The organism is Rhizobium rhododendri (assembly GCF_007000325.2).
Classification (GTDB): Bacteria; Pseudomonadota; Alphaproteobacteria; order Rhizobiales; family Rhizobiaceae; genus Rhizobium; species Rhizobium rhododendri.
The window spans coordinates 152,850-178,642 of the sequence record NZ_CP117270.1 but is presented as its reverse complement, the minus strand read 5'-3'; the positions used below and the strand labels follow the sequence as shown (position 1 = coordinate 178,642).

The window sequence follows — 25,793 nt, the reverse complement described above, 5'->3', positions numbered from 1 at the left end:
GTGGAGACGGTCATGCCGGGATCCCCTGGTCTTTGTGGCCGGCGGAGCGGGCGTTGAACTTGCGGCCGACAATCAGGTTGACGACCTCTTCGATGCTGGTGTCCTCGATCCGCCGCTCTGCAACGTTGCGGCCCTCGTACATCACCTGAATGCGGTCGCAGACGAGGAACAGGTCCTGCAGGCGGTGGGTGATGAGAATGACGCTGACGCCACGGGCGCTGACGGTGCGGATCAGCTCCAGCACGGCCTCGACCTCGGCAACGGCAAGCGCTGCCGTCGGTTCGTCCATGATCAGCACCGAAGGATTAAAGGACGCCGCACGGCCGATGGCGATCGACTGGCGCTGCCCGCCGGAGAGATTTTCAACCTTCAGCCGCGTATCGGCAATGACGATGCCAAGCCGCTCGAGCATGTCGCGGGCCTCGTCGTGCATTTTCCTGTTGTCGAGGAACGGGACGCCGGCGATGTGTCGCCGCGGCTCGCGACCGAGGAATATGTTACCGGCAACGTCGACGCTGTCGCAGAGCGAGAGGTCCTGGTAGACCATCTCGACGCGTGCAGCACGGGAATCGGCCGGCGAGGCGAAGCTGACGGTCTTGCCGTCTATCTCGATGGTGCCAGCGTCGGGAATAACGGCGCCCGAGAGTACCTTGCTCAGGGTCGACTTGCCCGCCCCGTTGTCGCCGACGAGACCGAGGACTTCTCCCGGCTTCAGGTTCAGCGACACATTGTCGAGAGTCTGGATCGTGTTGTAGCGCTTGGAGATACCGGTCATCCTGACGCGGTAGGTATCGGCATTGGTCATATGATTTCACCTGACAGGGAGCGTTGCTCCACGGCTGTCAATTTGACCGCGGCTGTTGCCGGCCGCGGTCACACGGTTCGGGAGATCTTACTTGAACATGTCCTTGAACTTGTCGACATTGTCCTTGGTGACAATGGTGACCGGGACGTTGATGATCTTGTCGACCGAGCCGCCCTTGGAGATCTTGTCCAACGCTTCGACGGCAGCCTTGCCTTCGCCGGCCGGATCCTGCTGGATCACGCCCGCAACCCAACCGGCATCGATGCCTTCGATCGCCTGCTTGGTGAGGTCCCAACCGAAGACCTTGATGTCGCCGGTGCGACCCTGGCTGGTGACGGCCGAAACGGCGCCGAGCAGGGCCGGTTCGCCGGTGGCATAGAGCGTCGTCATGTCGGGATTGGCGGTCATCAGGTTTTCAGCGGCGCTCAAGGCCACGTCCTGGACATTCTGGCCATCGACGGTGTCGAGGAAGGTGACCTTCTCGCCGCTGTCGGTAACAGCCTTCTTGAAGCCGTCGAGGCGCTGGTTCTGGATGAACGAGTTGAGCGCGCCGACGACGCCGATCTTCGCCGACGCCTTCATATTGGTCTTGACATAGTCCGCGTAGAACTTGCCGATATCGCTGCCAGCCTTGGTGTTGTCGACGCCGACGAAGGCGATGTTGTCGCCGTCCGGGATCTGCGCATCGATGGCGATGACCGGGATGCCGGCTTTCTTGGCGGCAGTGACGGCCGGCTTGACGCCGTTGACGTCGATAGCGACGAGAATGATACCGTCGACCTTCTGGGTGATGTAATTTTCGATTGCGTCGTTCTGGGCGCTGGGCACGTTGTTGGCGTTGAAGATGACCAGGTCGGCACCGGCGGTCTTGGCAGCAGCCTTGGCACCGTCATTGATCTGGTTGAAGAACAGCGCCTGCTGGTTGATAGTGACGAGCGCGAACGTCTTGGCGGAGGCTGCGGCCGAACCGACGGCCATCGTCACCGCGATGGCTGCCGTGCAGGCCATCAGATATCTGGAAAATCGCATGTAGTTCCCCTTTTCGGATAGGCCCGTGACCGGGCTCATTGGCTTCAAGCCCAATCATAATTCAAGAGACTTGAATGATTGTCAAGATACTTGAATTAGCTTTAGCCGCCGAAATGAAGAACCTCCCGGAAGCTAGAAGGTCGCCGGTGTGTTGACCCAGAAAATACTGGCTCGCTCGCTACCGACGTTGCGGTACCAGTGCGGCATTTCCGATTTGAAGACGAAACTATCGCCTTGCGCAAGCCGAAAGGTCCGCTCGCCGACCATCAACTCGATTTCCCCGGCAAGGAGATATCCGACTTCCTCGCCCGCATGCTGGATGGGACCGGCACTCTCGCCGCCGGCCTCGATGTGATGGATGTTGCACTGAAGCAGGTGGCCTGCCGAATAGGGGATGACGCGCTCGAGGGAAATGCCTTCGCCACGGCGCAGCGGATCGAGCGCGATCAGCGGCCTGTCGCCGGCCCGGAAAATGATGCCCTCGTCGCCGTCGGCTTCCTCGAACATCCAGCCGATATTGGTGCCCAGCACGCCCACCAGCCGGTGCAGCATCGGCAACGATGGCGACGCCTTGCCGTTCTCGATCTTCGACAACAGGCTTTCCGAGCAGTCCGCAGCTGTCGACAGCGCCTTCAGCGTCATTCCCAATGTCTGCCGCGCCAGCCGCAGCCGCACGCCGAGTTGCGAAGGCGCGAAGGTCTGGCCGTCGTGGGCTGCCGGTTTGTCCATCTTGTTCATCTGCGGTGCCAGGCTGTTGTTTTGAAGTACCGATGAGACAGCTTACGGGACGAGCGCGCCGTCTGTCCAGAGATTGCGTTGCGGCGAGAAAAGGCTCGATTGCCCTTCCACCGGCGGCGATCAGGCGGGTAATGGGAGATCGTTTCGACAGCACAAAATTACCCTTGAAAGCATAATAGTTCTCTGGTCGCACGATGCATAATCGGCATAATCCCGGCCAGACAAGAGTGCCGAACGATCCGCCGAGGAGAGGCGGGAGGACGCGAGCCTGCAGCGATGCAAGGCCGTTGGAGACCACGGGCAAGGTTGCAGCAGATGCAGTCGCGCATCGTTCGCTTGACAGACAGGGTGAGGATCATGAGTTTCAAAATCGCTATTATCGGCGCAGGCAGTGTCGGCTTCACGAAGAAGCTTTTCACCGACATCCTTTGCATTCCAGAGTTCCACGACGTCGAATTCGCTCTCACGGACCTCAGCGAACACAATCTCGGGATGATCAAGGCGATCCTCGATCGCATCGTCGAAAGCAGCAAGCTGCCGACCCGGGTGACCGCCACGACCAATCGTCGCGAGGCGATCGAGGGTGCCCGCTACATCATCAGTTGCGTGCGCGTCGGTGGCCTCGAAGCCTATGCCGACGATATCCGCATCCCTTTGAAATACGGCATCGACCAGTGCGTTGGCGATACGATCTGCGCCGGCGGCATTCTTTACGGCCAGCGCAATATTCCTGTCATACTCGATTTCTGCAAGGATATCCGCGAGGTTGCCGAGCCCGGTGCGAAGTTCCTGAACTACGCCAACCCGATGGCGATGAACACCTGGGCGGCTATCGAATACGGCAAGGTCGACACCGTCGGTCTCTGCCACGGCGTCCAGCACGGCGCGGAACAGATCGCCGAAGTGCTTGGAGCCACGTCCAAGGACGAACTGGACTACATCTGCTCGGGGATCAACCACCAGACCTGGTTCGTCGACCTCAGGCTCAGGGGCCGCAAGATCGGCAAGGACGAATTGGTCGCCGCTTTCGAAGCGCATCCCGTCTTCTCGCAGCAGGAAAAGCTGCGCATCGACGTGCTGAAGCGCTTCGGGGTCTATTCGACCGAGAGCAACGGCCATCTGTCCGAATACCTGCCGTGGTACCGCAAGCGGCCTGAAGAGATCGGCAAGTGGATCGACATGTCGGACTGGATCCACGGCGAGACTGGCGGCTACCTGCGCCACTCGACGGAGACGCGCAACTGGTTCGAAACCGAATTCGATCAGATCCTCGAATCCGCCTCCGCACCGATAGATCCGGCCCGCCGCTCCAACGAGCATGCGAGCCATATCCTCGAAGCGCTGGAGACCAACCGGGTCTATCGCGGCCACTTCAACGTCAAGAACAATGGCATCATTACCAATCTGCCGTCAGATGCGATTATCGAGTCGCCCGGCTTCGTCGATCGCTTCGGCATCAACATGGTGGCCGGCATCACGCTGCCGGAAGCTTGCGCCGCCACCTGCATCGCCTCGATCAACGTCCAGCGGATGTCTGTCCATGCTGCCGTCACCGGCGACATCGACCTTTTGAAGCTGGCCGTCTTGCACGATCCGCTCGTCGGTGCTGTCTCGACGCCGGAAGAGGTCTGGCAGATGGTCGACGAAATGGTGGTCGCCCAGGCGCGCTGGTTGCCGCAATATGCCGATGCCATCGAGCCTGCGAAGGAAAGGCTTTCGCGATCGAAGGTCAAGACAGGCGACTGGAAGGGCGCGGCGACACGCAATGTCCGGTCGATCGAGGAACTGCGCGTAGAAAAGGCCAGCCTGAAACAGGCCAGTTGAGATTGCAGGGACGAACGGTGGCGGAGCGCTTGAGGAGAGGCGCCCGCTCATACCGTACGCCCTGATTTGGAGGAGCGGAGCTGTCTTTGAAGGAGGCAGTTCACGACAAGGGGAGAGACAATGAGCCATTTCCGATCCATCAGCCTGGCAGCGGGTCTGGCGCTTGCGGCGTCCGTCATCGCGATGAACGCCCATGCCGCCGAGCCGACAATTGCGCCGGTCGCGCCGACTTTTCCGGCCGAAGGCAAGATCAAGTATGTCGCGCGCGACTCCATCCTCGAATTCAAGGCGCTGCCCGAATATCACGAGCCGGACTGGGTGACGGAAAAGTTCGTCAAGACGGGCAAGCTGCCGCCCGTCAAGGACCGCCTGCCGAAGGAGCCGATGGTCTACAAGACCGGCAACATGACCAACGGCATCGGCGTCTACGGCGATACGCTGCGCCATGTCATCGGCGGTCGGCCGGAGGGCTGGAACTACGGTGCCGGACAGAGCCAGGGCTGGGGCGGCATCGATATCGGCCTGTCCGAGTGCCTGACCCGCACCGCGCCGCTGTTCCAGGTCGAGGCCAAGGATACCGAGCCGCTGCCGAACCTTGCCAAGAGCTGGGAGTGGTCGCCGGATGGCCATAAGCTGACCATGCACCTGATCGAGGGCGCCAAATGGTCCGATGGCGTCGCTTTCAACGCCGACGACGTGATGTTCTACTGGGACGACGAAGTGGTGGACCCCAACGTCTCGCCGCTGAACGGAGCCACGCCCGAGACCTTCGGAGTAGGCACGACGCTCAAGAAGGTCGATGACTATACCGTCGAGTGGACGTTCAAGGAAGCATTCCCGCGGCAATATCTGTTCGCCATGGCCTACGGCACCTTCTGCCCGGGTCCGTCGCATATCTTGAAGCCGCAGCATCCGAAATACTCGAAGAACACCTACGATCAATTCAAGAATGCCTTCCCGCCGGAATTCATGAACATGCCTGTGATGGGCGCCTGGGTGCCGGTCGAATACCGCCCTGACGACATCATCGTCATGCGCCGCAATCCCTATTACTGGAAGGTCGACGAGAAGGGTAACCAGCTGCCCTATCTCAACGAGGCCCACTACAAGCTCTCGACATGGGCGGATCGCGACGTGCAGGCCGTGGCCGGCTCCGGCGATATCTCCAACCTCGAGCAGCCTGAAAATTTCGTTGCCTCGCTGAAGCGTGCCGCGCAGCCTGACGCACCGGCGCGCCTCGCCTTCGGTCCGCGCCTGACGGGCTATAATCTCTCCATGAACTTCTCCGCCAACGGCTGGGGACAGCCGGATGCACGCGAGCAGGCCATCCGCGAACTGAACCGCAATCTCGACTTCCGCAAGGCGGTGACGATGGCGCTCGATCGCAAGGCCATCGGCGAGTCCCTGGTCAAGGGGCCGTTCACGGCGATCTATCCCGGCGGGCTCTCCTCCGGCACCAGCTTTTACGACCGCCAGTCCACGGTTTACTACCCTTATGATCTCGCCGCAGCCAAGGCCGAACTCGCCAAGGCCGGGCTGAAGGATACCGATGGCGACGGCATCGTCAACTTTCCGGCTGGCACTGCAGGCGGCAAGGATGTCGAGATCGTGCTGCTGGTCAACAACGACTACGGCACCGACAAGAGCCTTGCCGAGGGCGTGATAGCCCAGATGGAGAAGCTCGGGATCCGCGTGATCCTCAACTCCCAGACGGGCACCAAGCGCGACGACGCCAATTACGCCGGTCGTTTTGACTGGATGATCATGCGCAATCACACCGAACTGTCTTCGGTGGTCCAGAACACCGAGCAGCTTGCGCCAATCGGCCCACGGACGAGCTTCCATCACCGGTCGCCGGAAAGCGGCGAGCTCGACCTGATGCCCTTCGAGCAGCAGCTCGTCGACATCGTCCGCAAGTTCATCACCACCCAGGACAACGATGAGCGCACCAGCCTGATGAAGCAGTACCAGAAGATCTACACCGAGAACGTCAACACGGTCGGCCTGACCGAGTATCCGGGCGCGCTGATCATCAACAAGCGCTTCTCGAACATCCCTCAGGGAACGCCGATCTTCATGTTCAACTGGGCCGAGGACGCGATCATCCGCGAGCGCATCTTCGTGGCAGCCGACAAGCAGGGCAAATACGAGCTCTTCCCGCAACAACTACCGGGCGCGCCGGGCGGCAAGGGGCCGATAGACTAGCCTCCCAAGGCAGTGAGGTATCCGGCCGCAGAGCAAGGCGGCCGGATATCTCTGAAACATGCAGTCCGTTCCACAAACCCGAACTGTCAGACGGCAACAAGAGAAGCGAAAAATCCCATGTTGCGATTTCTAATGGTCCGCATCGCCTCGGCGATACCGATCCTGTTCATCCTCAGCCTGGTGACCTTCACGATCATCCAGGCGCCGCCGGGCGACTACGCCGACTACATCCGCTCGCAGGCTATGAACCAGGGCGGCGCATCCTTCGCGCAGGCCGATGCGCAGGCGCAGGCCTATCGCACGGAGCACGGCCTCGATAAATCGCTGCCGGTGCAATACCTGAACTGGATCGGCGGCATCGTCACGCGCGGCGATTTCGGCTACAGCATGTATTACAACAAGCCGGTGGCCGATGTGGTCGGCGAGCGTCTTCCGAGAACGCTGATACTGGCGCTTGTCTGTCATATCCTCGCGTCGATCCTCGGCATTTCTTTCGGCATCATCGCCGCCACCCGCCAGTATAGCTGGATCGACAGCGTGCTCTCGGCGGTCGCCTTCCTCGGCATGACGGTGCCGCGCTTCCTGATGGCGCTGATCATCGTCTATCTCCTGGTCTTCCAGCTCAATGTCGCGGAAATCGGCAGCTTCTATTCGCCGCAATATGGCGGCGCACCGTGGTCATTCGCCAAACTCGGAGACCTCATCCATCACGTCTGGCCGGTTGTCGCCATCGCCACTTTCGGCGGTCTTGCGTACAACATGCGCATCATGCGCGGTAATCTGCTGGATACGCTGAATGCCCAGTATGTCGAGACTGCACGCGCGAAGGGATTGAGCGGCGCTGCCGTCGTCATGCGCCACGCAGTGCCGAATGCACTGCATCCGCTGGTCATGTATCAGGGCGTCGTGCTGCCTTATATGCTCACCGGCGAAATCGAGACGGCGATTATCTTCGCGCTCCCGACCGTCGGCCCGGCCATTGTCGGGTCTATGGCCGTCGGCGACGTCTATGTCACGGCGACCTTCATGATGGTGCTGTCAGCCACCCTAATCGTCGGCAACATCATCGCCGACCTGCTGCTGGCCCTGCTCGATCCCCGCGTCCGCCAACAGGGAGGAGCTTTCTGATGGGTGCCTTCATCAAAACGGACTTGCCCCAGCCAGTCGTCGAGCCTCAGGTCGAGAAGGTCAAGTTGAGAGGCGGCAACGAGAGTTACCCGGCCCTCGTCTGGCGCCGGCTGAAGCGCTCGTGGACAGGCATGGGCGGGTTGATCCTGGTTGCACTGCTGCTGCTGATGTCGATCTTTGCCGAATTCGTGGCGCCGATGGATCCGAAGGCCACCGACAGCGGCTTCGCACCGCCGCAGATCATCAGCTTCCACGATAAGGATGGCGGCCTTGTGCTCCAGCCACGCGTTTACGCGCTGGCTGAAACCGATGCCCTCGATCCTGTCACGTTCCAGCCCGTCGTCGGTCCGGACTACAGCAATCCGCGACTGATCGGCCTGTTCGTCAAGGGCGACAGGTACGACCTGTTCGGCCTGATCCCCGGCAACCGCCATCTGTTCGGCTCGACGGACGGCCAGGCGGTACATTTCCTAGGCACCGACAAGTTCGGCCGCGACGTGCTGTCGCGCGCCATCTACGGATCGCGCGTGTCGCTGATGATCGCGCTGACCGTCGTGTTCATCGTCACCGTCGTCGGCACGACTGTTGGCATGGTGTCCGGCTATTTCGGCGGCACGTTCGATGCCTGGATGCAGCGCTTCGTCGACCTCGTACTGGCCTTTCCGCAATTGCCGCTCTACCTGGCGCTGACGTCGCTGATCCCCGTCACCGCGCCGACCAATGTCTTCCTCGCCTTCGTCATCTTCGTCATGTCGGCACTCGGCTGGGCGCAGATGTCGCGCGAGGTGCGCGGCAAGACGCTGGCGCTCGCCCGCATCGACTATGTCCGGGCGGCAATGGCCGTCGGCGCCACCGACCGGCGCATCATCATGCAGCACATTTTTCCCAACGTCATGAGCCATGTCATCGTCTCCGTGACGCTCGCCATCCCGAGCGTCGTGCTGCTCGAATCCTTCCTTGGCTTCCTCGGTTTCGCCGTCAAGCCGCCGCTGATCTCCTGGGGCCTGATGCTGCAGGATACCTCGACCTATTCGGTCATTGGCTCCTATCCCTGGATCCTCACCCCCGTCGCCTTCGTGCTCGTCACCGTCTTTGCGTTCAATGCGCTCGGCGACGGTCTGCGCGATGCTGTCGATCCCTACTGAAGGAAGACGCACCATGGCTCTTTCCGTCGTCGAAAATTTCGCTCCCGTGCTGCGGCTCGATCATCCAAGCCGAACGACAGCGCCGATCATCGATGCCCGCAATGTCGCGGTCAACTTCAAGGTCGAGGACGGTATAGTCGAGGCTGTGAAGGATATCTCCTTTCAACTCTACCGCGGCGAGACCATTGCGATCGTCGGCGAATCCGGGTCCGGCAAGTCCGTCACCGCCCGCACCGTCATGGGCCTGCTCACCAAGCGTGCCATCGTCGCACCGCAGTCGACCGTCGCCTATGACGGGCGCAACGTGCTGAAATTCTCCGAGCGCGAACGCCGCAAGCTGCGCGGCGACAGGATCTCGATGATCTTCCAGGAGCCGATGAGTTCACTGAACCCGATCTACACCATCGGCAGCCAGATCGTCGAAGCCATCCGCGTCCATCGCCGCGTCAGCCGGCAGGACGCCTACAAGCGGGCGCTTGAACTACTGGAAAAGGTACAGATTCCAGACCCGAAGGCCCGGCTCAACCAGTATCCGCATCAACTTTCGGGCGGCCAGCGGCAGCGGGTGATGATCGCGATGGCGCTTGCTAACGATCCGGACGTGCTGATCGCCGACGAGCCGACGACGGCGCTTGACGTCACGGTGCAGGCGCAGATCCTCAACCTGATCCGCGACCTGCAGAAGCAACTCGGCATGGCGGTGATCCTGATCACCCACGACCTGACAGTGGTCAAACAGTTTTCCGACTACGTCTACGTGATGCAGCTTGGCGAAATGCGCGAGCACAACACGACGGCGCAGCTGTTCGCCAATCCGCAGCACCCGTACACCCGCCATCTGCTCGGCTCCGAGCCAAAGGGGCACGCCAAGCCGCTGCCGGAAGGTTGCGAGCCGATCCTCGAAGCCAAGTCCGTGCGCGTTTCCTTCATGTTGAAGCACGGCACCTTCTTCAAGCCGGAAATGCGCGAGCTGGTCGCCGTCGGCGGCCTCGACCTCGAATTGCGCCGGCATGAAACGCTCGGCATCGTCGGCGAATCCGGCTCCGGCAAGACCACGTTCGGGCAAGCGCTGCTGCGGCTGATCAATGCCGATAGCGGCGAGATCTATTTCGACCGCCAGCCGATCCACGATCATTCGCGCAACGACATGCGGCCCCTGCGCTCACGCATGCAGATCGTCTTCCAGGATCCGTTTTCATCGCTCAATCCGCGCATGCCGGTCGGGCAGATCATCGAGGAAGGGCTGATCGTCAACAACATCGGCGCCAACAAGGCGGAACGGCTGGCACGGGTGAAGGAGGCACTGGTATCGGCCGGCATGCCGTCCAACATACTGTCGCGCTTCCCGCATGAATTTTCCGGTGGCCAGCGCCAGCGCATCGCAATCGCGCGGGCCATCGCTCTCGAGCCGGAATTCATCCTGCTCGACGAACCGACATCGGCGCTGGACCTTTCCGTCCAGGCCCAGATCATCGACCTGCTGCGCAAGCTGCAGGACGAGCGCGGCCTCAGCTATCTCTTTATTTCGCACGATCTGAAAGTCGTGCGCGCTCTTTGCCACCGCGTGATCGTCATGCAGAATGGCAATATCGTCGAGCAGGGCCCCGTCGAAGACGTCCTCTCCCACCCCAAGACCGCCTACACCGAACGGCTCGTCAAAGCCGCATTCGAGGTAGCTTGAACATTTTTTGTCCGGAGGCTTACATGGCAAACAACCCCAAAATCACTTTCATCGGCGCCGGTTCAACCGTCTTCATGAAGAATATCATCGGCGACGTGCTGCAGCGTCCCGCCCTGTCAGGCGCCAGGATCGCGCTGATGGATCTCAATCCACAGCGTCTCGAAGAGAGCGCCATCGTTGCCCGCAAGCTGGCGTCGACACTAGGCGCCTCGGCCACGGTCGAAACCTTTACCGATCAACGCCGGGCGCTGGACAAGGCGGCTTTCGTGGTCGTCGCCTTCCAGATCGGCGGCTACGAGCCCTGCACTGTCACCGACTTCGAGGTGCCGAAGAAATACGGCCTGCGCCAGACCATTGCCGACACGCTCGGCGTCGGCGGCATCATGCGCGGCCTGCGCACCGTCCCCCATCTGTGGAAGATCTGCGAGGACATGCTGGCCGTCTGCCCGGACGCGATCCTGCTGCAATACGTCAACCCGATGGCGATCAACACCTGGGCAATTTCCGAGAAATACCCGACCATCAAGCAGGTCGGCCTCTGCCATTCCGTACAGGGCACGGCAATGGAACTCGCCGAGGATCTCGAGATTCCCTACGAGGAAATCCGCTATCGCTCGGCCGGCATCAACCACATGGCCTTCTTCCTGAAGTTCGAGCATCGCCAGCCGGATGGCTCCTACCGCGATCTCTATCCGGACCTGCTGCGCGGCTACCGCGAAGGCCGGGCGCCGAAGCCGACATGGAACCCGCGCTGCCCTAACAAGGTGCGCTACGAGATGCTGACGCGGCTCGGCTACTTCGTCACCGAGAGTTCGGAGCATTTCGCGGAGTACACCCCCTACTTCATCAAGGAAGGCCGCGAAGACCTGATCGAGAAGTTCGGCATTCCGCTCGATGAATACCCGAAACGCTGCATCGAGCAGATCGCCAAGTGGCAAAGCCAGGCGGATACATACCGGAGCGCCGACAAGATCGAAGTCGCGCAGTCGAAGGAATACGCCTCGTCGATCATCAACTCGGTCTGGACCGGCGAACCCTCGGTGATCTACGGCAACGTCCGCAACAACGGCTGCATCACCTCGCTGCCGACCAATTGCGCCGCCGAGGTCCCTTGCCTGGTCGATGCGTCGGGGATCCAGCCCACCTACATCGGCGCCCTGCCGCCACAGCTGACGGCCCTGATGCGCACCAACATCAACGTGCAGGAACTCACGGTCCAGGCGCTGATGACGGAGAACCGCGAGCACATATACCATGCCGCCATGATGGACCCGCACACAGCCGCCGAACTCGATCTCGACCAGATCTGGTCGCTGGTCGATGACCTGCTGGCAGCCCACGGCGAATGGCTGCCGGAATGGGCCCGCACCAAAAAAGCCGCACAGGCGGCCTGATCTACCGCTCTCCTCCCCGAAGAATGGGCGTCGCAGCTATGCTGCGGCGCCCACCTGGTAATTTCACCACCGGAGCAAGCGGTTGCCGAGCAGTGCGCCGATGCCGGTGACGAGGGTGACGGCCATCATGTACCAGGATGCGACGAACAGAGGGCTGTCGTCGGGGCAGTGCCAGGCATAGATGGCAGCCGCGATACCGCCAGCCGCAAGGCCGGCGACAGCGCCCGCCAGCCGCGGACTTTCCGGCGCTCCATGGCGGAGGGCGAGCATGAAGCCCGCGAGCGGCACCAGCGACAATACCGGGATGAATATGAGGCAGAATGCGGCGTGTTGACCCATCATGCTGGATTTCCACACGACCTCGGGAACGACCATCAGTTCGCTGGCGACTGCCACGACCAACGCCGCAAGCGGCAGCAACAACCAGCGCGAGATCGTCAGCGATGCACCGGGGCGGCCGATCCGAAAGACGAGGACGCAGGCGATAATTGCCAATGTCAGTGTCAAGAGCAGCTTGAAAGCGACACGCACCGTATCGATCGCATCCGCCATATCGGCACGCATGCCGATGGTCGACAGTAGCAGGACGGCGGATCCAACGATGCCGATCGCCAACGCCAGCGCCAGTCTGCGGCCGAGCCGTACACGGACCGGGGCGTCTTCCGCCAGGAGGCTGATCAGGTCATTCGTCTTCACGCGTTTCACTCCGATAGAACAGGGCCAGGGACTTCAAGGCCCGATGCAGCGCAACGCGCACCGCACCTTCCGTCATTTTAAGCCTTGCGGCCGTTTCGCCGATGCTCGTTCCCTGCAGGGAGATAGAGCGGACTATGTCGCGCTGCGGATCCTTCAGATGCTGCAGAATCCGTTCCGCGTCGAGCCGGTCGAACCCATCGCTCGACGGCTCGGCTTCGAGCGTTTCGATGACGTCCTCGATCGGCACGTTGACCCTGCGGCCCCTTCGCCTAAGGCTGTCGATCAGCTTGTTGCGGACGATGACCGACAGCCATGGACCGATGGGGCGGGCAGGGTCCCAGGTTCCCCGCTTCAGGTGCACAGCAAGAAGCACTTCCTGAACGACATCTTCCGCTTCGCTCGGCGGCGCGCCAAGCTGCTCGCAGCGTCTTCTCGCCATGGCTCGCAGATAAGGTGTCACTGCCGTCAGAAATCGGGTGTAGGCCTGCGTGTCGCCTTCGATGGCGCTGCGCATCCACTCCGCCCATTGCTCTTCGCGCGCTGAATAATTCAACCCACATCATCCCCTACGGCGAGACGCACAATCTTGTTACCGATGCTGCTACAATCTTTTGCACTCTGCCAATATCCTTGCAGGCAAGCCTTGTCCCGCGCATTCGCCAGGACGGCAAGGGCCGTTTGCAAAAAGATTTCGAACGGCCTGTAACAACCCTCGGGTCGTCGCCGTAGTCCCTGTTGCGAGCCAATCACGGCTCATCGACGGGAGACAAAATTATGAAGAACAGCATCGCTACACTGGCACTGGCCGGCTCGCTGGCATCGGCACTCGCAACCATTACCGCCCCTGCAGCCTTCGCCGCCGACACCAAGGAAAAGTGCTACGGCGTCGCCATGAAAGGCCAGAACGACTGCGCTGCCGGCAAGCACGATTGCGCCGGCAAGTCGACGATGAGCTACGACAAGGCATCCTTCAAGCTCGTACCGACCGGCACCTGCGTTTCGATGAAGACGCCGCATGGCCATGGCATGCTGAAGCCGGTCTGAGCCGAAACGCCCGCACAGCGATCCATTCATCGGAGTTTGATATGACCAACCTTACGACAACCGTCGTCGTCGCCTCTCTGGCAACGGCCTTGAGCCTCATCGGCGCCGTCTCGGCCTCGGCCGCCGATGCCAAGAAGGAAAAATGCTACGGCGTCGCCCTCAAGGGCCAGAACGATTGCGCCGCCGGTGCCGGCACCACATGCGCCGGTACCTCCAAGGTCGACTACCAGCAGAACTCCTGGAAGCTCGTTCCCGCCGGCAGCTGCGTCACGATGACGACACCCAAGGGCCACGGCACGCTGACCCAGGGTCCGGCCCCGATCTGAGCCTACTGCGAGGCGACCTCAGCCAAGAGCGGCGGCACGATTGTCGTGCCGCCCCCGTTATCGAAGGGAGAGTGCCATGAAATCCCCCACACTGCCGGGCCGTGCCGGCGTCGGCTTCAAACCGGAGCATTTTTCCGCCATCGATGCCGAGCGACAGCCGATCGGCTTCTTCGAGGTGCATGCCGAAAACTACATGGGTGCCGGCGGACCGCCGCATGCCCGCCTTAGCCGCCTGCGCGAGGATTATGCCCTGTCGATCCATGGCGTCGGCCTCTCCATCGGCTCGATGCAGGCGCTCGACACCGCGCATCTCTACAGGCTCAAGATGCTCTGCGATCGCTACGAGCCGGAGAGCTTTTCCGAGCACCTGGCCTGGTCGAGCCACGACAGCGTTTTCCTCAACGACCTGCTACCGCTTCCCTATACGGAGGAGACGCTGGCCCGTGTCGCGGAACATATAGACGAGGTGCAGACGACGATGAAGCGCCAGATGCTGCTGGAAAATCCGGCCACCTACCTGCTGTTCGAGGAGAGTTGCATCGACGAAACCGAGTTCCTTGCGGAACTGGTCCGTCGCACCGGCTGCGGCCTGTTGCTGGACGTCAACAACGTCTTCGTCGCCTCCACCAACCATCACATGAACCCCCGCGAGTACCTTGCCCGCTTCCCGCTGCAGGCCGTGCGCGAAATTCATCTGAGCGGCCATTCCGAAACCACCGACGACGCCGGCGCGCCGCTGCTGATCGATAGCCACGACACGCCGGTCAAGGATCCCGTCTGGGCGCTCTACGAAGAGGTAATTGCCCGCACCGGCCCCGTAGCGAGCCTGGTGGAATGGGACAACGACGTTCCGTCCTGGGCTATCTTGCGTGCCGAAGCGGAAATGGCCGATGCAATCCTGCAACGGGCCGCTGCCCGCCAAGCAGCCTGAGGTCGCCATGTCCCTCGACACACAGGCCCAGTTTGCTAACGCCCTGGGCGACCCGCGCCGCGACATGCCGGACGGCCTGACCGCCTGGAACGGGCGGCACCCCGCACGGCGGTTCGACGTCTACCGCAACAACGTCGCCATGGCCCTGACAGGCGCGTTGTCGGCGCGGTTTCCGGTCACTGTCGAGATCGTCGGCGAGGCATTCTTTACAGCCATGGCGCTTGAATTCGTCCGCTGCCATCCACCACTTTCGCCTCTGCTTCTGGCCTACGGTGACGATTTTGCCGCCTTCGTGGTTGAGTTCGAACCGGCCCGGGAATTGACCTATCTGCCCGATGTCATCCGCCTGGAGGCTGCCCGCAGCATGGCCTATAACGCCGGGGACAGCATGCCGCTCGACGGCGCAGAGCTTGCAACGGTTGCGCCGGAGCATCTCGCCGGGGTCATTATCCGACCGCATCCGTCAATGTCCGTCCTGCGCTTCACCACGCCGGCCGTTACCATCTGGGCGATGAATGCGGGGGAACTGGAGCTCGCGCCGATAGACGATTGGCGCGGTGAAGACGCGATGATCGTCAGGCCGCAAATGATCGTCAATATTCATCGCCTGCCACCGGGCGGAGCAACCTTCGTGACGGCGCTGGCCGAAGGCCAAACGCTCGGGACGGCGGCAGTGGCTGCCATCAATGAGGCCCCAGACTTCGACCTGTCCACCAATCTCGCGGGCATCCTGCAATCCGGCGCCTTCGCCGCAATCATCTGATCCATCTGGAGACACATCATGACCGACGATATAACCCTGGCCGCAAGGCCGGACCGCACGCTGCTGGGGAAAAGTCGCGCCATACTGCGTCTCCTCGATCGTATTCCGCACGACGCAATCGCATTGCTTTCGCGGCTGTCGATTGCCGCCGTCTTCTGGCAATCGGGCGAAACGAAGGTCGACGGCTGGCATGTCACCGACAATGCCGTCTATCTGTTCGAGACGGAGTACAAGCTGCCTTTCGTCGATCCATGGCTTGCAGCCCACCTGTCGGCATTCGCCGAACATTTTTTCCCCCTGCTGCTGGTGATCGGGTTTGCCAGCCGGCTCTCGGCACTGGCACTGCTGGGGATGACTTTGGTCATCGAGATCTTCGTCTATCCCGACGCTTGGCCAACCCACGGCACATGGGCTGTCTGCTTCCTCGTCATCATCGCCGGCGGACCCGGAAGACTGTCCGTCGATCATCTCATCGCCCGTCGTACAGGCGTCACCATCTGAAGGCAAAACTATCCGTATTCGGGCAAGCCGGTATTTGTTTCTACGAGGTTGCTCGCCATCGCAAGTCAAGGAAATCAGGGACTTGTTAACTAAACTTGGCCCCTGTAAGCTTCTTGTAATAAACACTCGCGATGAAGCTTGCACGGTAATCACCGTGCAAAAAGGAGGACTTGTCGATGAATGTCTTGAAAATGACTTTTGCCACTGTTGCGGCAGTAACTCTGGTCGCCTTTGCTTCGCCCTCATGGGCCGAGACGACGATCAAGGTGGTTGAAACCGGCGAGGGCGGGGGCGCTATGGGTCTCAAGCTCGATCCGATGACCGTCAAGGCCGGCCCGGCTGTCCTTTCTGTTCACAACGATGCAGCGACGGAAAATCACGAGATGATCGTGGTCAAGCTCAAGTCGGCCGACCAGAAGATCCCGTTGAACACCGCCAAGCACCGGGTCGACGAGAAGCAGCTGAAGAGCCTTGGTGAAGTCTCCGACCTGAAGCCAGGCGCCAACGGCGAGCTCAAGGTCAATCTGAAGCCCGGCAGCTACCTTGTGTTCTGCAACATCAAGGGACACTATGAAGCTGGCATGGCTGCAACCTTGACAGTCACGCCCTGAAACCAGCCGAGGTCGCCCCCGCTCGATGGCGCGGCCTCGACCCCTCGTCGTTGACAGCCAGCAGGTTCGCGAAACGCCCGACAGTGCCTTTCCGGCCACCACCTGGACAGAGTTCCTCATGATCGGAGACAAAGCTATGCGCGCCAAAATGATGATGACTACATTCGTCGTTGCAATGGGATTGACTGCCGCCTTCGCTGCTGACGAGGGAACCAAGCCTGCCCGCGAGGCCATGATGAAGAAGATCGGCGGTTCCGTCGGCATCATGGCGGCAATGGCAAAGGGCGACAAGCCATACGATGCAGCGGCAGTGAAAGCTGCTCTCATGACGATTTCGGAAACGGCCAAGGCCTTCCCGGACCAGTTCAAGCCGGATTCGGACAAGACCGACAAGGCTGCAAGCCCGAAGATCTGGGAAAACCCGGCCGACTTCAAGGCGCATGCCGACAAGCTCTCGGCCGATGCCGAGATGATCGCCATGAAACTGCCGGCAGACGCTGCAGCCCTCGGCCCGGCATTGAAGCAGCTCGGCGCGGATTGCAGCAGCTGTCATCAGGTCTACCGGCAGAAGGAGTAGCGCGCCTCCGGTTGCAGCGGCGCGTTGACTGACATCGCCAAATCCGCCGAAACTGAAATGGGAGGAAGACCTTGATCCTGAATTTTCGGCGGGTCCTGGCAATCATTGCTGGCGCCGCCCTTGCTGGCGTGGCGGGATTTTATGTCCTGACCAAGCCAACTCCACTTCCCGATAGCCATTGGGCCAACCTCGGAACTCCGGACGTCAAGAAGGGCGAGATGGTTTTCTGGACGGGCGGCTGTTCGAGCTGCCATGCGGCCAAAGGTGCGGAAGGCGATGCAAAGCTCGTCCTCTCCGGCGGCCTCGCGCTCAAGAGCCCGTTTGGCACGTTTCATGTGCCGAACATCTCCCCGGATGACACCGCAGGTCTTGGCAAGTGGACACTTGCGCAGTTCGGCAACGCCATGAAACGCGGCGTTGGACCCGACGGCGAACATCTTTATCCGGCTTTCCCTTACGGCTCCTACAGCCGCATGAGCGATGCCGATGTGAACGACCTGTTCGGCTACCTGAAGACATTGCCGAAGAGCAGCAACGTCGCACCACCCCACGAGCTGCCGTTTCCTTTCAACATCCGGCTGTTGCTCGGCGGCTGGAAACTCTTGTACTTCAGTGAAAAGCCACGCGTCGTGCTGGACAATCCGAGCGACAAGGTGAAGCGCGGACAATACATCGTCGAGGGACCCGGTCACTGCGGCGAATGCCATACCCCGCGCGATCCGCTGGGTGGCTTCAAGGCCGACAGCTGGCTTGCGGGCGCCCCCAATCCTGAGGGAGAGGGCAACATTCCCGATATCACGCCCGGCTCAAAGTCGATCGGATCCTGGAGCGAAGCCGATATCGCAAGCTATCTGGAAACCGGCATGACTCCGGATTTCGACAGCGTCGGCGGTTCCATGGTGGAGGTCCAGCAGAACCTCGCCCATCTGCCCGCCTCGGACCGCGAAGCGATCGCCGCCTATCTCAAGGCGATACCGTCGAGGTGACGCGGGCGAGACGTCATTTGTCCCAACCGCTTGCTTTGAAACCCGATCATTGCGCTGCCTGGCAACCGCTGGACAGGATATTGCCTGCAGCCCCGGAGACGGCAACGACCGAATAGTCGTCGATGACCCTCGTCCCGGCACGGCGGGCAACGTGCTCGACGGGGCCGGTGGATCGGAAGCATTTCAGATACTGTGCCAGCCGCCCTTCGCCGGTGCGCACCACCAGCAAGGCAGACTTTTCCGCAAGAGAGGCGTCGGGGCTTTCGAATGTGTAGCGCTGCCGATCGACGATCGATTGAACCTTGTCTGCTTGATGCGAATAGAAGGCGATTTCGCCTGTGAGCCCATAGTCGGTCGTGGCGATCCATGCGGCACCGGTTTGCTGCCTGCGGCCTTCCAGCTCCGTCGTCAGGTCTTGCCAGCCGATGACCGTGTCGGCCGGGCTCGTAAACGGAACGCGCTCGCCCATCGGCGTGGCGAGGTAGAGAGGGAGCAGGGACGACAGTCCTATGCCGACCGGCACGACCCAGAGCCGGAGACGCCTCAGATGGACGTTGCCCGAAGCCTCACCTGCCACCGCTGCGGCAATGGCAAGCGCCGGGTAGGCAGGGGCAGGCCAGTTCGGATGCACCCAGTCGTGCAGCGAGTGAATGATCAGATACGCGACCAGGGGGGCGGTCAGTGCGACCAGAAAGATGAAGGGGTCCGACCGGCGATTTTGGCAATGGCGGCAAAACCGCCAGACCGCAATACCCGCGAAGATGGCGATGACCGGGTTCATCAGTCCGAATTGCCCGCCGATGAATGTGGCAAGCGAGTTGAGCGCCGGATGATGATCGCCGAGCCGGCCGAACTGCTTGGCAAAGGACGCCCAGCCATGATCTGCATTCCAGACCAGCACCGGCATGAAGACCGCAAAGGCCGCCAAGCCTCCCAGCAGGATCCATGGGCTAAAGCGCCAGCGTACGGCCCTGGGATCAAGTAAGAGCCACAGCAGGATCCCGGGACCGATGAAGAAGTTGGTGTACTTGCCGACGCAGCCGGCTCCGGCAAGTACACCGACAACGATCCACCAAAGCGGATTTTCCGTGCGTCGCAGGCGCGCCAGGGCCCAGATTGTCAGGGACCAGAACATCACAGACGGCGCATCTGGGGTCGCGAAAATAGCCTCGAGCCCCACCAGGAACATTGCGTTCAGCCAGACCGCAGAACGAAAAGCCAATCGGGTGTCGTCATAGAGTTCGATGACGGTCGCATACACCGCCAGCGATGCCACGGAGACCGACAACACGGGTAAGGCGCGAACGCCGAGCGCGGTATCGCCGAAGACATGGGTGGACAGCCATATCCACCAGGCGATCATCGGCGGATGATCGTAATAACCGGCCGAGGGAACGCGGGACCAAAGCCAGTAATAAGCCTCGTCGGAATTGAGGTCGGTGTGTGCCATGGCAAAGAGCCGAAACGCCGCGAGCACCGCAGCCAGCAGCATGACCGGCCACCAGTTACCGACGCGTATCCCGCCGGCTTTATAGTGCACGCGGAATGACCTTAAGGATTGCGGACGCGCGTGTTCGGACGTCAACAACTGCCGCGGCGGACTTATGCAGACACGTCTTTTTCACCAACACGCAAGCGTTCCCTCGATAGGTCCGGTGGCAGGGTCCATACCAGACCGGATTCCGAAATGCGACGGCCATTGAAGGCCAAAACTTACGCCAGACTTACATAGACAGCTTATCAACCCTTTATTGCATCGTTACGAATTTACAATTTCTCGAATAGTGTTCAGGTCGATGTCAGCTGTTTGGTATCTTAGCTTTCACCAAGCAGATCACCCAACCTGAAAGATCCCGTCTTGGAAAATCACCATTCAAATTCGTTTTCGCTGCCGCAGCGTGTGCTTCACTGGCTGACGGTTCTCCTAGTGTTCTTCAACCTGTTGCTTCCCGATGGCATGAGCGAGTGGAACCGCGCCATCGAGGAGACCGGCTCGGCGAGCGCAGACCAGATCGCAAGCGCCAATATCCACGCCTATGTCGGCATAGCCATATTCTTCATCGTCATCGCACGCCTTTTCCTGCGCTTCACCAGCGGCGCCCCGGCATCGCCTTCGCAGGAACCGAAGATTTTCAGCATCGCTGCCAAGTTCGCGCATGCAACGCTCTACCTCCTGCTGCTTGCCATGCCGCTGACCGGTGGGGCGGCCTACTATTTCGGCATCGACGTCGCAGGCGGTATTCATGCGGATGTGCTGAAGGTTATCCTCTGGGTGCTGATCGGCGGCCATGTGCTCGGAGCGCTGGTCCACCAGTTCTACTGGAAGACAAATGTCCTGCGCCGGATGACCGTAGGCTGACGCTGGCAGCAGCCGTTCCCGCATAGAAAAGCACCACAAAACTTAAACTTCGCCATCTGGAGAACCGTTGGATGCGACTGCTTTTGGTCGAAGACAACAGCCGCCTCGGCAAACTGACCTGCGGTGCGCTGAAGGCGGCAGGCTTTGCAGCCGATCTGTTTTCGAATGCCGAGGAGGCAGAGGCGGCGATGGCTGTCGTCGCCTACGATGTGATTGTGCTCGATCTCGGCCTGCCGGATCGCGACGGCGCGTCGCTGTTGGAGCCCGCCCGGCGGCACGCGCCATCCGCGCCGATCCTCATCCTGACAGCCCGCGACGATAGCTCGTCTGTGATAGACCTGCTCAACCGTGGCGCCGACGACTACCTCTGCAAGCCGTTCGTCATGGATGTTCTGATTGCACGGGTTCGCGCGCTGCTGCGCCGGCCGGGAACCATGCGCACGTCGGTCCTCAGCGAGCGCAACGTGGAGCTCGATCCCGCGCAATATCGCGTCCGGGTCGGCGGGCATGATCTCGACATCAGCCGTCGCGAGCTTTCGGCGCTGGAACTTCTCATGCGACGGTCCTCGCGCGTTATATCGCGCGCCGATTTCGAGGAATCGATGTACGGCTTCGGTGAGGAAGTCAGCTCCAACGCGGTGGAGGTGCTCATCCACCGCCTTCGACGGAAGCTGGAAGGGGCAGGGGCGGAGATCGAGATCCACAATCTGCGCGGCCTCGGCTACATGCTGGCAGAAAAGCGGCCATGAGCTACCGAAAACTATCGCTGTTTTCGCGGCTGGTGCTCTCCATGTCGCTCGTGGCGACGCTTGCGGTCTTCGCCAGCATCGGTTTTCTCTACATCCGCTTCGCATCGGCCAACAATCGCTTTCGCGAGGAGACGCTGCTGACCTTTGCCCGGGGAATGGCCAAGGAACTGCCCTTGCAGCAGGGCGGCTTCAAGTTTGTGGTGAACCGGCTTGGCGAACTGCACGGCCAATACGCCGTGCTGAGCGGTGCGAACGAGTTGCTGAGCGCATCCGACGGTGTTTCCGGACCACTCGTGCCCGCCGACGATGTCGACCAGCGCTATTTCTCACTGCCTGCCCATGACGGCATCCCAAGACTTTTTGGCCTGTCGCTGCGCCTTGCCGACAAAGGCTTGGCTCGCTATGTCCAGGTTGCCTTTCCCAGCAGTCATCTCGTGTTCGACAGCGTCCTAGAAGAATTCGTCGGGGACATAGCCTGGATCTGGCTGCCCTTCGTCGTGGCGATCCTCGTGACAAACATCGTGGTTGCCAAACTCGCGCTCCGGCCACTCACCCGCGCGGCACGCGAGGCGGAAGGGATCAGCCCGGCCAGCATCAGCGTTCGCCTGACCGAAGGCGACATGCCGCCCGATGTGCTGGCCATCGTCAAGGCTGTGAACAACGCGCTCGGCAGGCTGCAGGGCGGCTATCTGGCCCTCGAGCGCTTCTCCGGCAACATCGCCCACGAGCTGCGCACGCCGATGACCATCATCAAGGCGCAGCTTTCGGCATCCGACGGAGCGTTTTCCCGCGATCTCGAACGAGACTTCGATGCGCTGGAGCGGATTGTCACGCAGCTGGTGGACAGGGTGCGGCTCGGCGGCCTTCATTTCGAAACGGACGACTGCGTCGACCTCTGCGAGATCGTCCGTCGCGTCGGCGCCTTCCTCGCCCCGATCATAATCCAGAAGGGGAGGTCGATCGAGATCATCACGCCAGACCACCCTGTTCTCATCAGCGGCGCCAACGACTTCATCTTCCGGGCGCTGCGAAACCTGATCGAGAATGCGGTCGAACACAGTCCTGTCGCCGGCACGGTGACGATCACCGTCAGCAACGAGCGCGAAATCTCAGTCACGGACGAGGGGACAGGGTTTCCGCCCATCAAGCTCGATCCGGTGGCAAGAAGAACCCAGCAGTCCGTCAGCGATCGTTCCGATGGACTGGGCCTCGGCCTCTCCATCGTCGACGAAACAATGATGGCGCATGGGGGATTGCTGATCCTGTCTAACCCGACCGGCGGCGGAGCGTCTGCGCGGATGGTCTTTCCGACACCCTCTTCTCCTCGAGCTCTGTAAGTCGCCTGTAAGCTGCAGCCGCCATAACCGGCGAAGCGATCGATTGGCTCTCATAGCCCGTCGCCAAACGCGGATGGATGAACCGTGCGCTCAATCTGGCTGCCCCCGACGCATGATGCGAAGGCCGGCCAAAGGAGATGCGCCCATGTCTGCAATTTCATCCATCGCCGCCCTTTCCACCACCGCACCCGTCCAGGCACGACCACCGGTTTTGCCAGCTGCATCTGCCAATCCGCCGGACATTTCAAAGCCGACCGTTGGCGCCTCATCGGCCGCCAATGTGCCATCGGCCATCGCAGCACTCTCTCTGCGTGGCGCGTCGGATGGCGATTCAGACGACCGCTAGCACGCATGAAAGTCGCGGCGGGATGGCCTGCTGCCGTGTCGCCGCTATTCCGTAAGTCAGCTGTAATTTCTGCCGCCAATAGCTGTGGCGGCAAATCGGCGAATGTGCCGACAAGAGATCGCAGCGGGTAATGACGACATGCACCGGGTCAATCGCGAGACACTTACCGTCCCTGTCTATCTGATCAATCTGGACAGGGCGCCCGACCGTCTGGAACTGATGACCTCGATGCTTTCGGATCTGTCGTTGCCGTTCGAGAGGGTCTCCGCCATCGATGGGAGGGCAATCCAGTTCCCGACCGCCGAATTTGCCGAGCGCGCCTATGTCCTGCGCCACGGCAGGCGGCGGAACCCGGCCGAGGTCGGATGCTATCTCAGCCACATCGAATGCGCTCGCCGGCTGCTGGCCTCATCGTCGGAGCATGCCCTCGTGCTCGAGGACGACGCGGTTCTTCCCGACGATATCAGCGACCTGATCCAAGGCGCTATCGAAGCCGGCGAGACCTGGGATATTCTGCGGCTATCGAGCGTCAACAGCGGCAAAAAGCATGTTTTCCGCAAGATCACGCCCCGCCGGAGCCTGGCGATCGCGCTGACGCGCGAAAAAGGTTCGGGTGCCTATGTCATCAACCGTCGGGCGGCGGAGTGGTTCGTCACCGGCCTGATGCCTATGCGCCTTCCCTTCGACATTGCCTTCGATCTTGAATATTTCGCAGGCCTGAAGGCAGCCTTCGTCGTTCCCGTACCAGTCATTCAGGATATCGGCCTGATATCACAGATACAGGGCCACCGTCGGGCGTTTCATCTTTCGCGCTGGCATTATCTATCTGTCCAGCCCTACAGGGCATGGCTGGAGATCACGCGTCTGCTCAGCCGGTCTGCGCGGTTGCTATCGGCCCTCGCAAGGGACGACGCCGAACCTGATCGGCACGCCTATGATCGAGCGCTTCTCGGCGAAGACCGATACCTGCCAGACATGGCTGTTTCAACGGACCAGCACAGCAGGCAGCGGCGACCAGGACGCCGACGTGCATGATACCAACGGGATCATCAACCTTTCACACGGGCGCGGTAGGCAGATGCCGGAACGCCGCTGGGTTGGCACAGCAGGGCGAGGGTGCGGGGGGCTGACAGCAGTGTGCAAGGGTGCAGCCAGATTTCCTCTGGCGCTTCAGGCTCCTGTCAGCGTCGAGCGATATCCAGCAGTATAGCTGCAGATGATCGTGGGCGTCGAACGCAGCAAGGCAGGTGGGATAAAACACCGTAAGCGAGAATATTGTGCCGATGTCTGATTTGACGAGCGTTGCTGCCCCGCAAGCCTATACGGCGAGAAGCCGCGTCATATTTATGGTCACGTTCGTTCTCTGGTGGGCAATCCTCGCTCTGTTCAACGCCTTTCCTTCCATCGATATCGCCGTCGCACAGCGGTTCTTCACCGGCACAAATTGCAGCATATTCGACGCCGTCGGCCGGACCTGCGGCAGTTTTGCCTACGATGCCAGCCCGTTTTTCACAGCCGCGCGCAACGTGCTCTTCGTGCTTCCCTACATCGCAGTCGCCGTCTTGATTGCCGACCTTGTCCGCTGCAAATTCACTTCCGCTGCGGACTGGAAGAGCCCGAGGGTGATGCTCAGCCTGACAGCGCTGATGTCTCTCGCGCTCGGTTGCGGCCTGACCGTCAACCTTTTCCTGAAGACGTTTTCAGGCCGCCCACGCCCGCGCGAGACGTCCTGGTTCGGAGGCCAGCTGGATTTTGTCCAGGCGGGTTCGTTCGCAGGGAAATGTCTCAAGAACTGCTCTTTCGTGTCGGGAGAGGCATCGTCGGCGGGATGGCTTTTCTGTCTCATCCTTCTTTTGCCGGCACGCTGGCGCCTGACGCTGGGATTGCCCATGGCCTTTATCTCCCTCGTCATCCCCGTGATGCGCGTGCTCACGGGCGCGCACTATCTCTCGGATGTCATCCTTGGCTGGTTATCGTCCGTGGTGATTTTTGCGGGAGTTCTGGCGGTGGCCGAGGGCATGACCAGCCGCCGCTATCTCTGAGCGTCCACGGTCAAGCCAGAAAATTTTCAATCAAAGTGACTGACGCTCTTCTTTGAAACGCCATTTACCGTGCGCAATCCGCATCCGGCGATCGTCTTCAGCGACGGCCACCAGGGTGAGATCCCCTGAGGCCTGGCAAAACGGCGAATACGGACAAGAGCATCGCCAAGGTCGAAGGGCTTCGTCAGGTAGTCAATCGCACCGTTTTCCAACCCCTCGATCCTGTCGGAAGCTTGGTCGTAAGCGGACAGGATAATGACAGGGATGTGCGGCGACGTCTGCTGCAAGGAACGGAGCAGACAGAGCCCGCTTCCGTCAGGCAGATGCAGATCCAGCAGCACCAGAGCGTACGACCCCTCGTCTGCGGCGACGCGGGCGGCCTCAAGGGTCAGCACCCAGTCCACGTCCCATCCATCCGCTACGATGTGGTCGTGCAGCGCATCGCCGATGAGGAAGTTGTCCTCGACCAAAAGAATACGCAAATCCGCTACCCCCGAAGCATTAGCGTCGGTAGATGCACGTTTATACTGACATTCACCTGAAATTGTTCTCGATCAATGCGCCCCGCCAAATACC

27 protein-coding genes are annotated in these 25,793 nt (G+C 61.0%); 20 read left to right on the top strand and 7 right to left on the bottom strand.

Translation table 11 applies throughout. From position 1 onward, the window contains the following. Window positions 1–10 precede the first annotated feature (10 nt). The 3 genes from PR018_RS27615 to PR018_RS27605 form a co-directional block, all read right to left on the bottom strand. Complete coding sequence (locus PR018_RS27615) at window positions 11–805, bottom strand: ATP-binding cassette domain-containing protein (RefSeq protein ID WP_142829394.1); 795 nt, start codon at window positions 803–805, stop codon at window positions 11–13. An 87-nt stretch (window positions 806–892) separates the two neighbouring features. Then, window positions 893–1,834, bottom strand: coding sequence for an ABC transporter substrate-binding protein (locus PR018_RS27610; protein WP_142829396.1), 942 nt, complete (start codon window positions 1,832–1,834; stop codon window positions 893–895). A gap of 132 nt (window positions 1,835–1,966) precedes the next feature. Further along, window positions 1,967–2,572, bottom strand: a complete 606-nt coding sequence (locus PR018_RS27605) for a cupin domain-containing protein (protein ID WP_142829398.1) — start codon at window positions 2,570–2,572, stop codon at window positions 1,967–1,969. A gap of 357 nt (window positions 2,573–2,929) precedes the next feature. Between PR018_RS27605 and melA (PR018_RS27600) the strand changes: the two genes are divergently transcribed. The 6 genes from melA (PR018_RS27600) (at window position 2,930) to melA (PR018_RS27575) (ending at window position 11,949) form a co-directional block, all read left to right on the top strand. Next, window positions 2,930–4,396 (top strand): alpha-glucosidase/alpha-galactosidase, encoded by a 1,467-nt coding sequence (melA, locus tag PR018_RS27600; RefSeq protein ID WP_142829400.1) that lies wholly within the window; start codon window positions 2,930–2,932, stop codon window positions 4,394–4,396. A 120-nt stretch (window positions 4,397–4,516) separates the two neighbouring features. After that, window positions 4,517–6,601 (top strand): ABC transporter substrate-binding protein, encoded by a 2,085-nt coding sequence (locus tag PR018_RS27595; RefSeq protein ID WP_142829402.1) that lies wholly within the window; start codon window positions 4,517–4,519, stop codon window positions 6,599–6,601. 117 nt (window positions 6,602–6,718) lie between these two features. Beyond that, the gene (locus PR018_RS27590) at window positions 6,719–7,729 is read left to right on the top strand and encodes an ABC transporter permease (RefSeq protein ID WP_142829403.1); all 1,011 of its coding nucleotides are present in this window, start codon (window positions 6,719–6,721) and stop codon (window positions 7,727–7,729) included. After that, entirely contained in the window at window positions 7,729–8,874 is a 1,146-nt protein-coding gene (locus tag PR018_RS27585; protein ID WP_224128000.1) for an ABC transporter permease, read from the top strand. Before PR018_RS27590 ends, PR018_RS27585 begins: the two co-directional genes overlap by 1 nt. 13 nt (window positions 8,875–8,887) lie before the next feature. Next, window positions 8,888–10,555, top strand: coding sequence for an ABC transporter ATP-binding protein (locus PR018_RS27580; protein ID WP_142829405.1), 1,668 nt, complete (start codon window positions 8,888–8,890; stop codon window positions 10,553–10,555). A 23-nt stretch (window positions 10,556–10,578) separates the two neighbouring features. After that, on the top strand, window positions 10,579–11,949 hold the full coding sequence (gene melA / locus PR018_RS27575) for an alpha-glucosidase/alpha-galactosidase (protein WP_142829406.1): 1,371 nt from the start codon (window positions 10,579–10,581) through the stop codon (window positions 11,947–11,949). 63 nt (window positions 11,950–12,012) lie between these two features. On the opposite strand, the gene PR018_RS27570 is transcribed toward melA (PR018_RS27575), so the two are convergent. Next, window positions 12,013–12,645: an NrsF family protein gene (locus PR018_RS27570; RefSeq protein WP_142829408.1), complete on the bottom strand. Its 633-nt coding sequence runs from the start codon at window positions 12,643–12,645 to the stop codon at window positions 12,013–12,015. Next, complete coding sequence (locus PR018_RS27565; protein WP_142825084.1) at window positions 12,632–13,198, bottom strand: sigma-70 family RNA polymerase sigma factor; 567 nt, start codon at window positions 13,196–13,198, stop codon at window positions 12,632–12,634. Before PR018_RS27565 ends, PR018_RS27570 begins: the two co-directional genes overlap by 14 nt. Window positions 13,199–13,419: 221 nt before the next feature. On the opposite strand from PR018_RS27565, the gene PR018_RS27560 reads away from it, so the two are divergent. From PR018_RS27560 to PR018_RS27525, 8 genes are all read left to right on the top strand, one after another. Continuing rightward, entirely contained in the window at window positions 13,420–13,689 is a 270-nt protein-coding gene (locus PR018_RS27560) for a BufA1 family periplasmic bufferin-type metallophore (protein WP_142825083.1), read from the top strand. 41 nt (window positions 13,690–13,730) lie between these two features. Then, on the top strand, window positions 13,731–14,015 hold the full coding sequence (locus PR018_RS27555; protein ID WP_142825082.1) for a BufA1 family periplasmic bufferin-type metallophore: 285 nt from the start codon (window positions 13,731–13,733) through the stop codon (window positions 14,013–14,015). Between the two features lie 76 nt (window positions 14,016–14,091). Further along, window positions 14,092–14,946, top strand: a complete 855-nt coding sequence (bufB, locus tag PR018_RS27550; RefSeq protein ID WP_142825081.1) for an MNIO family bufferin maturase — start codon at window positions 14,092–14,094, stop codon at window positions 14,944–14,946. After that, window positions 14,906–15,709, top strand: a complete 804-nt coding sequence (locus PR018_RS27545; protein ID WP_224127998.1) for an HvfC/BufC N-terminal domain-containing protein — start codon at window positions 14,906–14,908, stop codon at window positions 15,707–15,709. The genes bufB and PR018_RS27545 overlap by 41 nt, the downstream gene beginning before the upstream one ends. Before the next feature lie 18 nt (window positions 15,710–15,727). Continuing rightward, a complete protein-coding gene (locus PR018_RS27540; RefSeq protein ID WP_142825080.1) occupies window positions 15,728–16,210 on the top strand; it encodes a DoxX family protein in 483 nt (160 codons plus the stop codon). A gap of 191 nt (window positions 16,211–16,401) precedes the next feature. Further along, window positions 16,402–16,821, top strand: a complete 420-nt coding sequence (locus PR018_RS27535) for a plastocyanin/azurin family copper-binding protein (protein ID WP_142829468.1) — start codon at window positions 16,402–16,404, stop codon at window positions 16,819–16,821. Window positions 16,822–16,957: 136 nt separating this feature from the next. After that, the gene (locus tag PR018_RS27530; RefSeq protein ID WP_142825079.1) at window positions 16,958–17,398 is read left to right on the top strand and encodes a c-type cytochrome; all 441 of its coding nucleotides are present in this window, start codon (window positions 16,958–16,960) and stop codon (window positions 17,396–17,398) included. A 77-nt stretch (window positions 17,399–17,475) separates the two neighbouring features. Next, window positions 17,476–18,384 (top strand): cytochrome c, encoded by a 909-nt coding sequence (locus PR018_RS27525; protein ID WP_374108341.1) that lies wholly within the window; start codon window positions 17,476–17,478, stop codon window positions 18,382–18,384. A gap of 46 nt (window positions 18,385–18,430) precedes the next feature. On the opposite strand, the gene PR018_RS27520 is transcribed toward PR018_RS27525, so the two are convergent. Continuing rightward, window positions 18,431–19,924, bottom strand: a complete 1,494-nt coding sequence (locus PR018_RS27520; protein WP_142825077.1) for an ArnT family glycosyltransferase — start codon at window positions 19,922–19,924, stop codon at window positions 18,431–18,433. A gap of 318 nt (window positions 19,925–20,242) precedes the next feature. Between PR018_RS27520 and PR018_RS27515 the strand changes: the two genes are divergently transcribed. The 6 genes from PR018_RS27515 to PR018_RS27490 all read left to right on the top strand — a co-directional run bounded on the left by PR018_RS27515 (window position 20,243) and on the right by PR018_RS27490 (window position 25,217). Next, the gene (locus tag PR018_RS27515) at window positions 20,243–20,743 is read left to right on the top strand and encodes a cytochrome b (protein WP_142825076.1); all 501 of its coding nucleotides are present in this window, start codon (window positions 20,243–20,245) and stop codon (window positions 20,741–20,743) included. A 71-nt stretch (window positions 20,744–20,814) separates the two neighbouring features. Next, complete coding sequence (locus PR018_RS27510; RefSeq protein ID WP_111221038.1) at window positions 20,815–21,492, top strand: response regulator; 678 nt, start codon at window positions 20,815–20,817, stop codon at window positions 21,490–21,492. Beyond that, entirely contained in the window at window positions 21,489–22,829 is a 1,341-nt protein-coding gene (locus PR018_RS27505) for a sensor histidine kinase (RefSeq protein WP_142825075.1), read from the top strand. The genes PR018_RS27510 and PR018_RS27505 overlap by 4 nt, the downstream gene beginning before the upstream one ends. Window positions 22,830–22,974: 145 nt before the next feature. Next, window positions 22,975–23,175, top strand: coding sequence for a hypothetical protein (locus PR018_RS27500; RefSeq protein WP_142825074.1), 201 nt, complete (start codon window positions 22,975–22,977; stop codon window positions 23,173–23,175). Between the two features lie 138 nt (window positions 23,176–23,313). Beyond that, on the top strand, window positions 23,314–24,210 hold the full coding sequence (locus PR018_RS27495; RefSeq protein ID WP_142825073.1) for a glycosyltransferase family 25 protein: 897 nt from the start codon (window positions 23,314–23,316) through the stop codon (window positions 24,208–24,210). Window positions 24,211–24,458: 248 nt separating this feature from the next. Beyond that, entirely contained in the window at window positions 24,459–25,217 is a 759-nt protein-coding gene (locus PR018_RS27490) for a phosphatase PAP2 family protein (RefSeq protein ID WP_142825072.1), read from the top strand. Window positions 25,218–25,243: 26 nt separating this feature from the next. On the opposite strand, the gene PR018_RS27485 is transcribed toward PR018_RS27490, so the two are convergent. After that, on the bottom strand, window positions 25,244–25,687 hold the full coding sequence (locus PR018_RS27485; RefSeq protein ID WP_224127996.1) for a response regulator: 444 nt from the start codon (window positions 25,685–25,687) through the stop codon (window positions 25,244–25,246). Window positions 25,688–25,793: the final 106 nt, after the last annotated feature.

Excerpts from the sequence above, each read along its gene's own strand:
- melA (WP_142829400.1), top strand. The coding sequence starts at position 2,930 with ATGAGTTTCAAAATCGCTATTATCGGCGCAGGCAGTGTCGGCTTCACG.
- PR018_RS27590 (WP_142829403.1), top strand. The coding sequence starts at position 6,719 with ATGTTGCGATTTCTAATGGTCCGCATCGCCTCGGCGATACCGATCCTG.
- PR018_RS27605 (WP_142829398.1), bottom strand. The coding sequence starts at position 2,572 with ATGAACAAGATGGACAAACCGGCAGCCCACGACGGCCAGACCTTCGCG.
- PR018_RS27490 (WP_142825072.1), top strand. The coding sequence starts at position 24,459 with ATGTCTGATTTGACGAGCGTTGCTGCCCCGCAAGCCTATACGGCGAGA.
- PR018_RS27540 (WP_142825080.1), top strand. The coding sequence starts at position 15,728 with ATGACCGACGATATAACCCTGGCCGCAAGGCCGGACCGCACGCTGCTG.
- PR018_RS27560 (WP_142825083.1), top strand. The coding sequence starts at position 13,420 with ATGAAGAACAGCATCGCTACACTGGCACTGGCCGGCTCGCTGGCATCG.
- PR018_RS27610 (WP_142829396.1), bottom strand. The coding sequence starts at position 1,834 with ATGCGATTTTCCAGATATCTGATGGCCTGCACGGCAGCCATCGCGGTG.
- PR018_RS27595 (WP_142829402.1), top strand. The coding sequence starts at position 4,517 with ATGAGCCATTTCCGATCCATCAGCCTGGCAGCGGGTCTGGCGCTTGCG.
- PR018_RS27530 (WP_142825079.1), top strand. The coding sequence starts at position 16,958 with ATGCGCGCCAAAATGATGATGACTACATTCGTCGTTGCAATGGGATTG.
- PR018_RS27510 (WP_111221038.1), top strand. The coding sequence starts at position 20,815 with ATGCGACTGCTTTTGGTCGAAGACAACAGCCGCCTCGGCAAACTGACC.
- PR018_RS27615 (WP_142829394.1), bottom strand. The coding sequence starts at position 805 with ATGACCAATGCCGATACCTACCGCGTCAGGATGACCGGTATCTCCAAG.
- PR018_RS27500 (WP_142825074.1), top strand. The coding sequence starts at position 22,975 with ATGTCTGCAATTTCATCCATCGCCGCCCTTTCCACCACCGCACCCGTC.
- bufB (WP_142825081.1), top strand. The coding sequence starts at position 14,092 with ATGAAATCCCCCACACTGCCGGGCCGTGCCGGCGTCGGCTTCAAACCG.
- PR018_RS27535 (WP_142829468.1), top strand. The coding sequence starts at position 16,402 with ATGACTTTTGCCACTGTTGCGGCAGTAACTCTGGTCGCCTTTGCTTCG.
- PR018_RS27545 (WP_224127998.1), top strand. The coding sequence starts at position 14,906 with ATGCAATCCTGCAACGGGCCGCTGCCCGCCAAGCAGCCTGAGGTCGCC.
- PR018_RS27585 (WP_224128000.1), top strand. The coding sequence starts at position 7,729 with ATGGGTGCCTTCATCAAAACGGACTTGCCCCAGCCAGTCGTCGAGCCT.
- PR018_RS27555 (WP_142825082.1), top strand. The coding sequence starts at position 13,731 with ATGACCAACCTTACGACAACCGTCGTCGTCGCCTCTCTGGCAACGGCC.
- PR018_RS27580 (WP_142829405.1), top strand. The coding sequence starts at position 8,888 with ATGGCTCTTTCCGTCGTCGAAAATTTCGCTCCCGTGCTGCGGCTCGAT.
- PR018_RS27495 (WP_142825073.1), top strand. The coding sequence starts at position 23,314 with ATGCACCGGGTCAATCGCGAGACACTTACCGTCCCTGTCTATCTGATC.
- melA (WP_142829406.1), top strand. The coding sequence starts at position 10,579 with ATGGCAAACAACCCCAAAATCACTTTCATCGGCGCCGGTTCAACCGTC.
- PR018_RS27505 (WP_142825075.1), top strand. The coding sequence starts at position 21,489 with ATGAGCTACCGAAAACTATCGCTGTTTTCGCGGCTGGTGCTCTCCATG.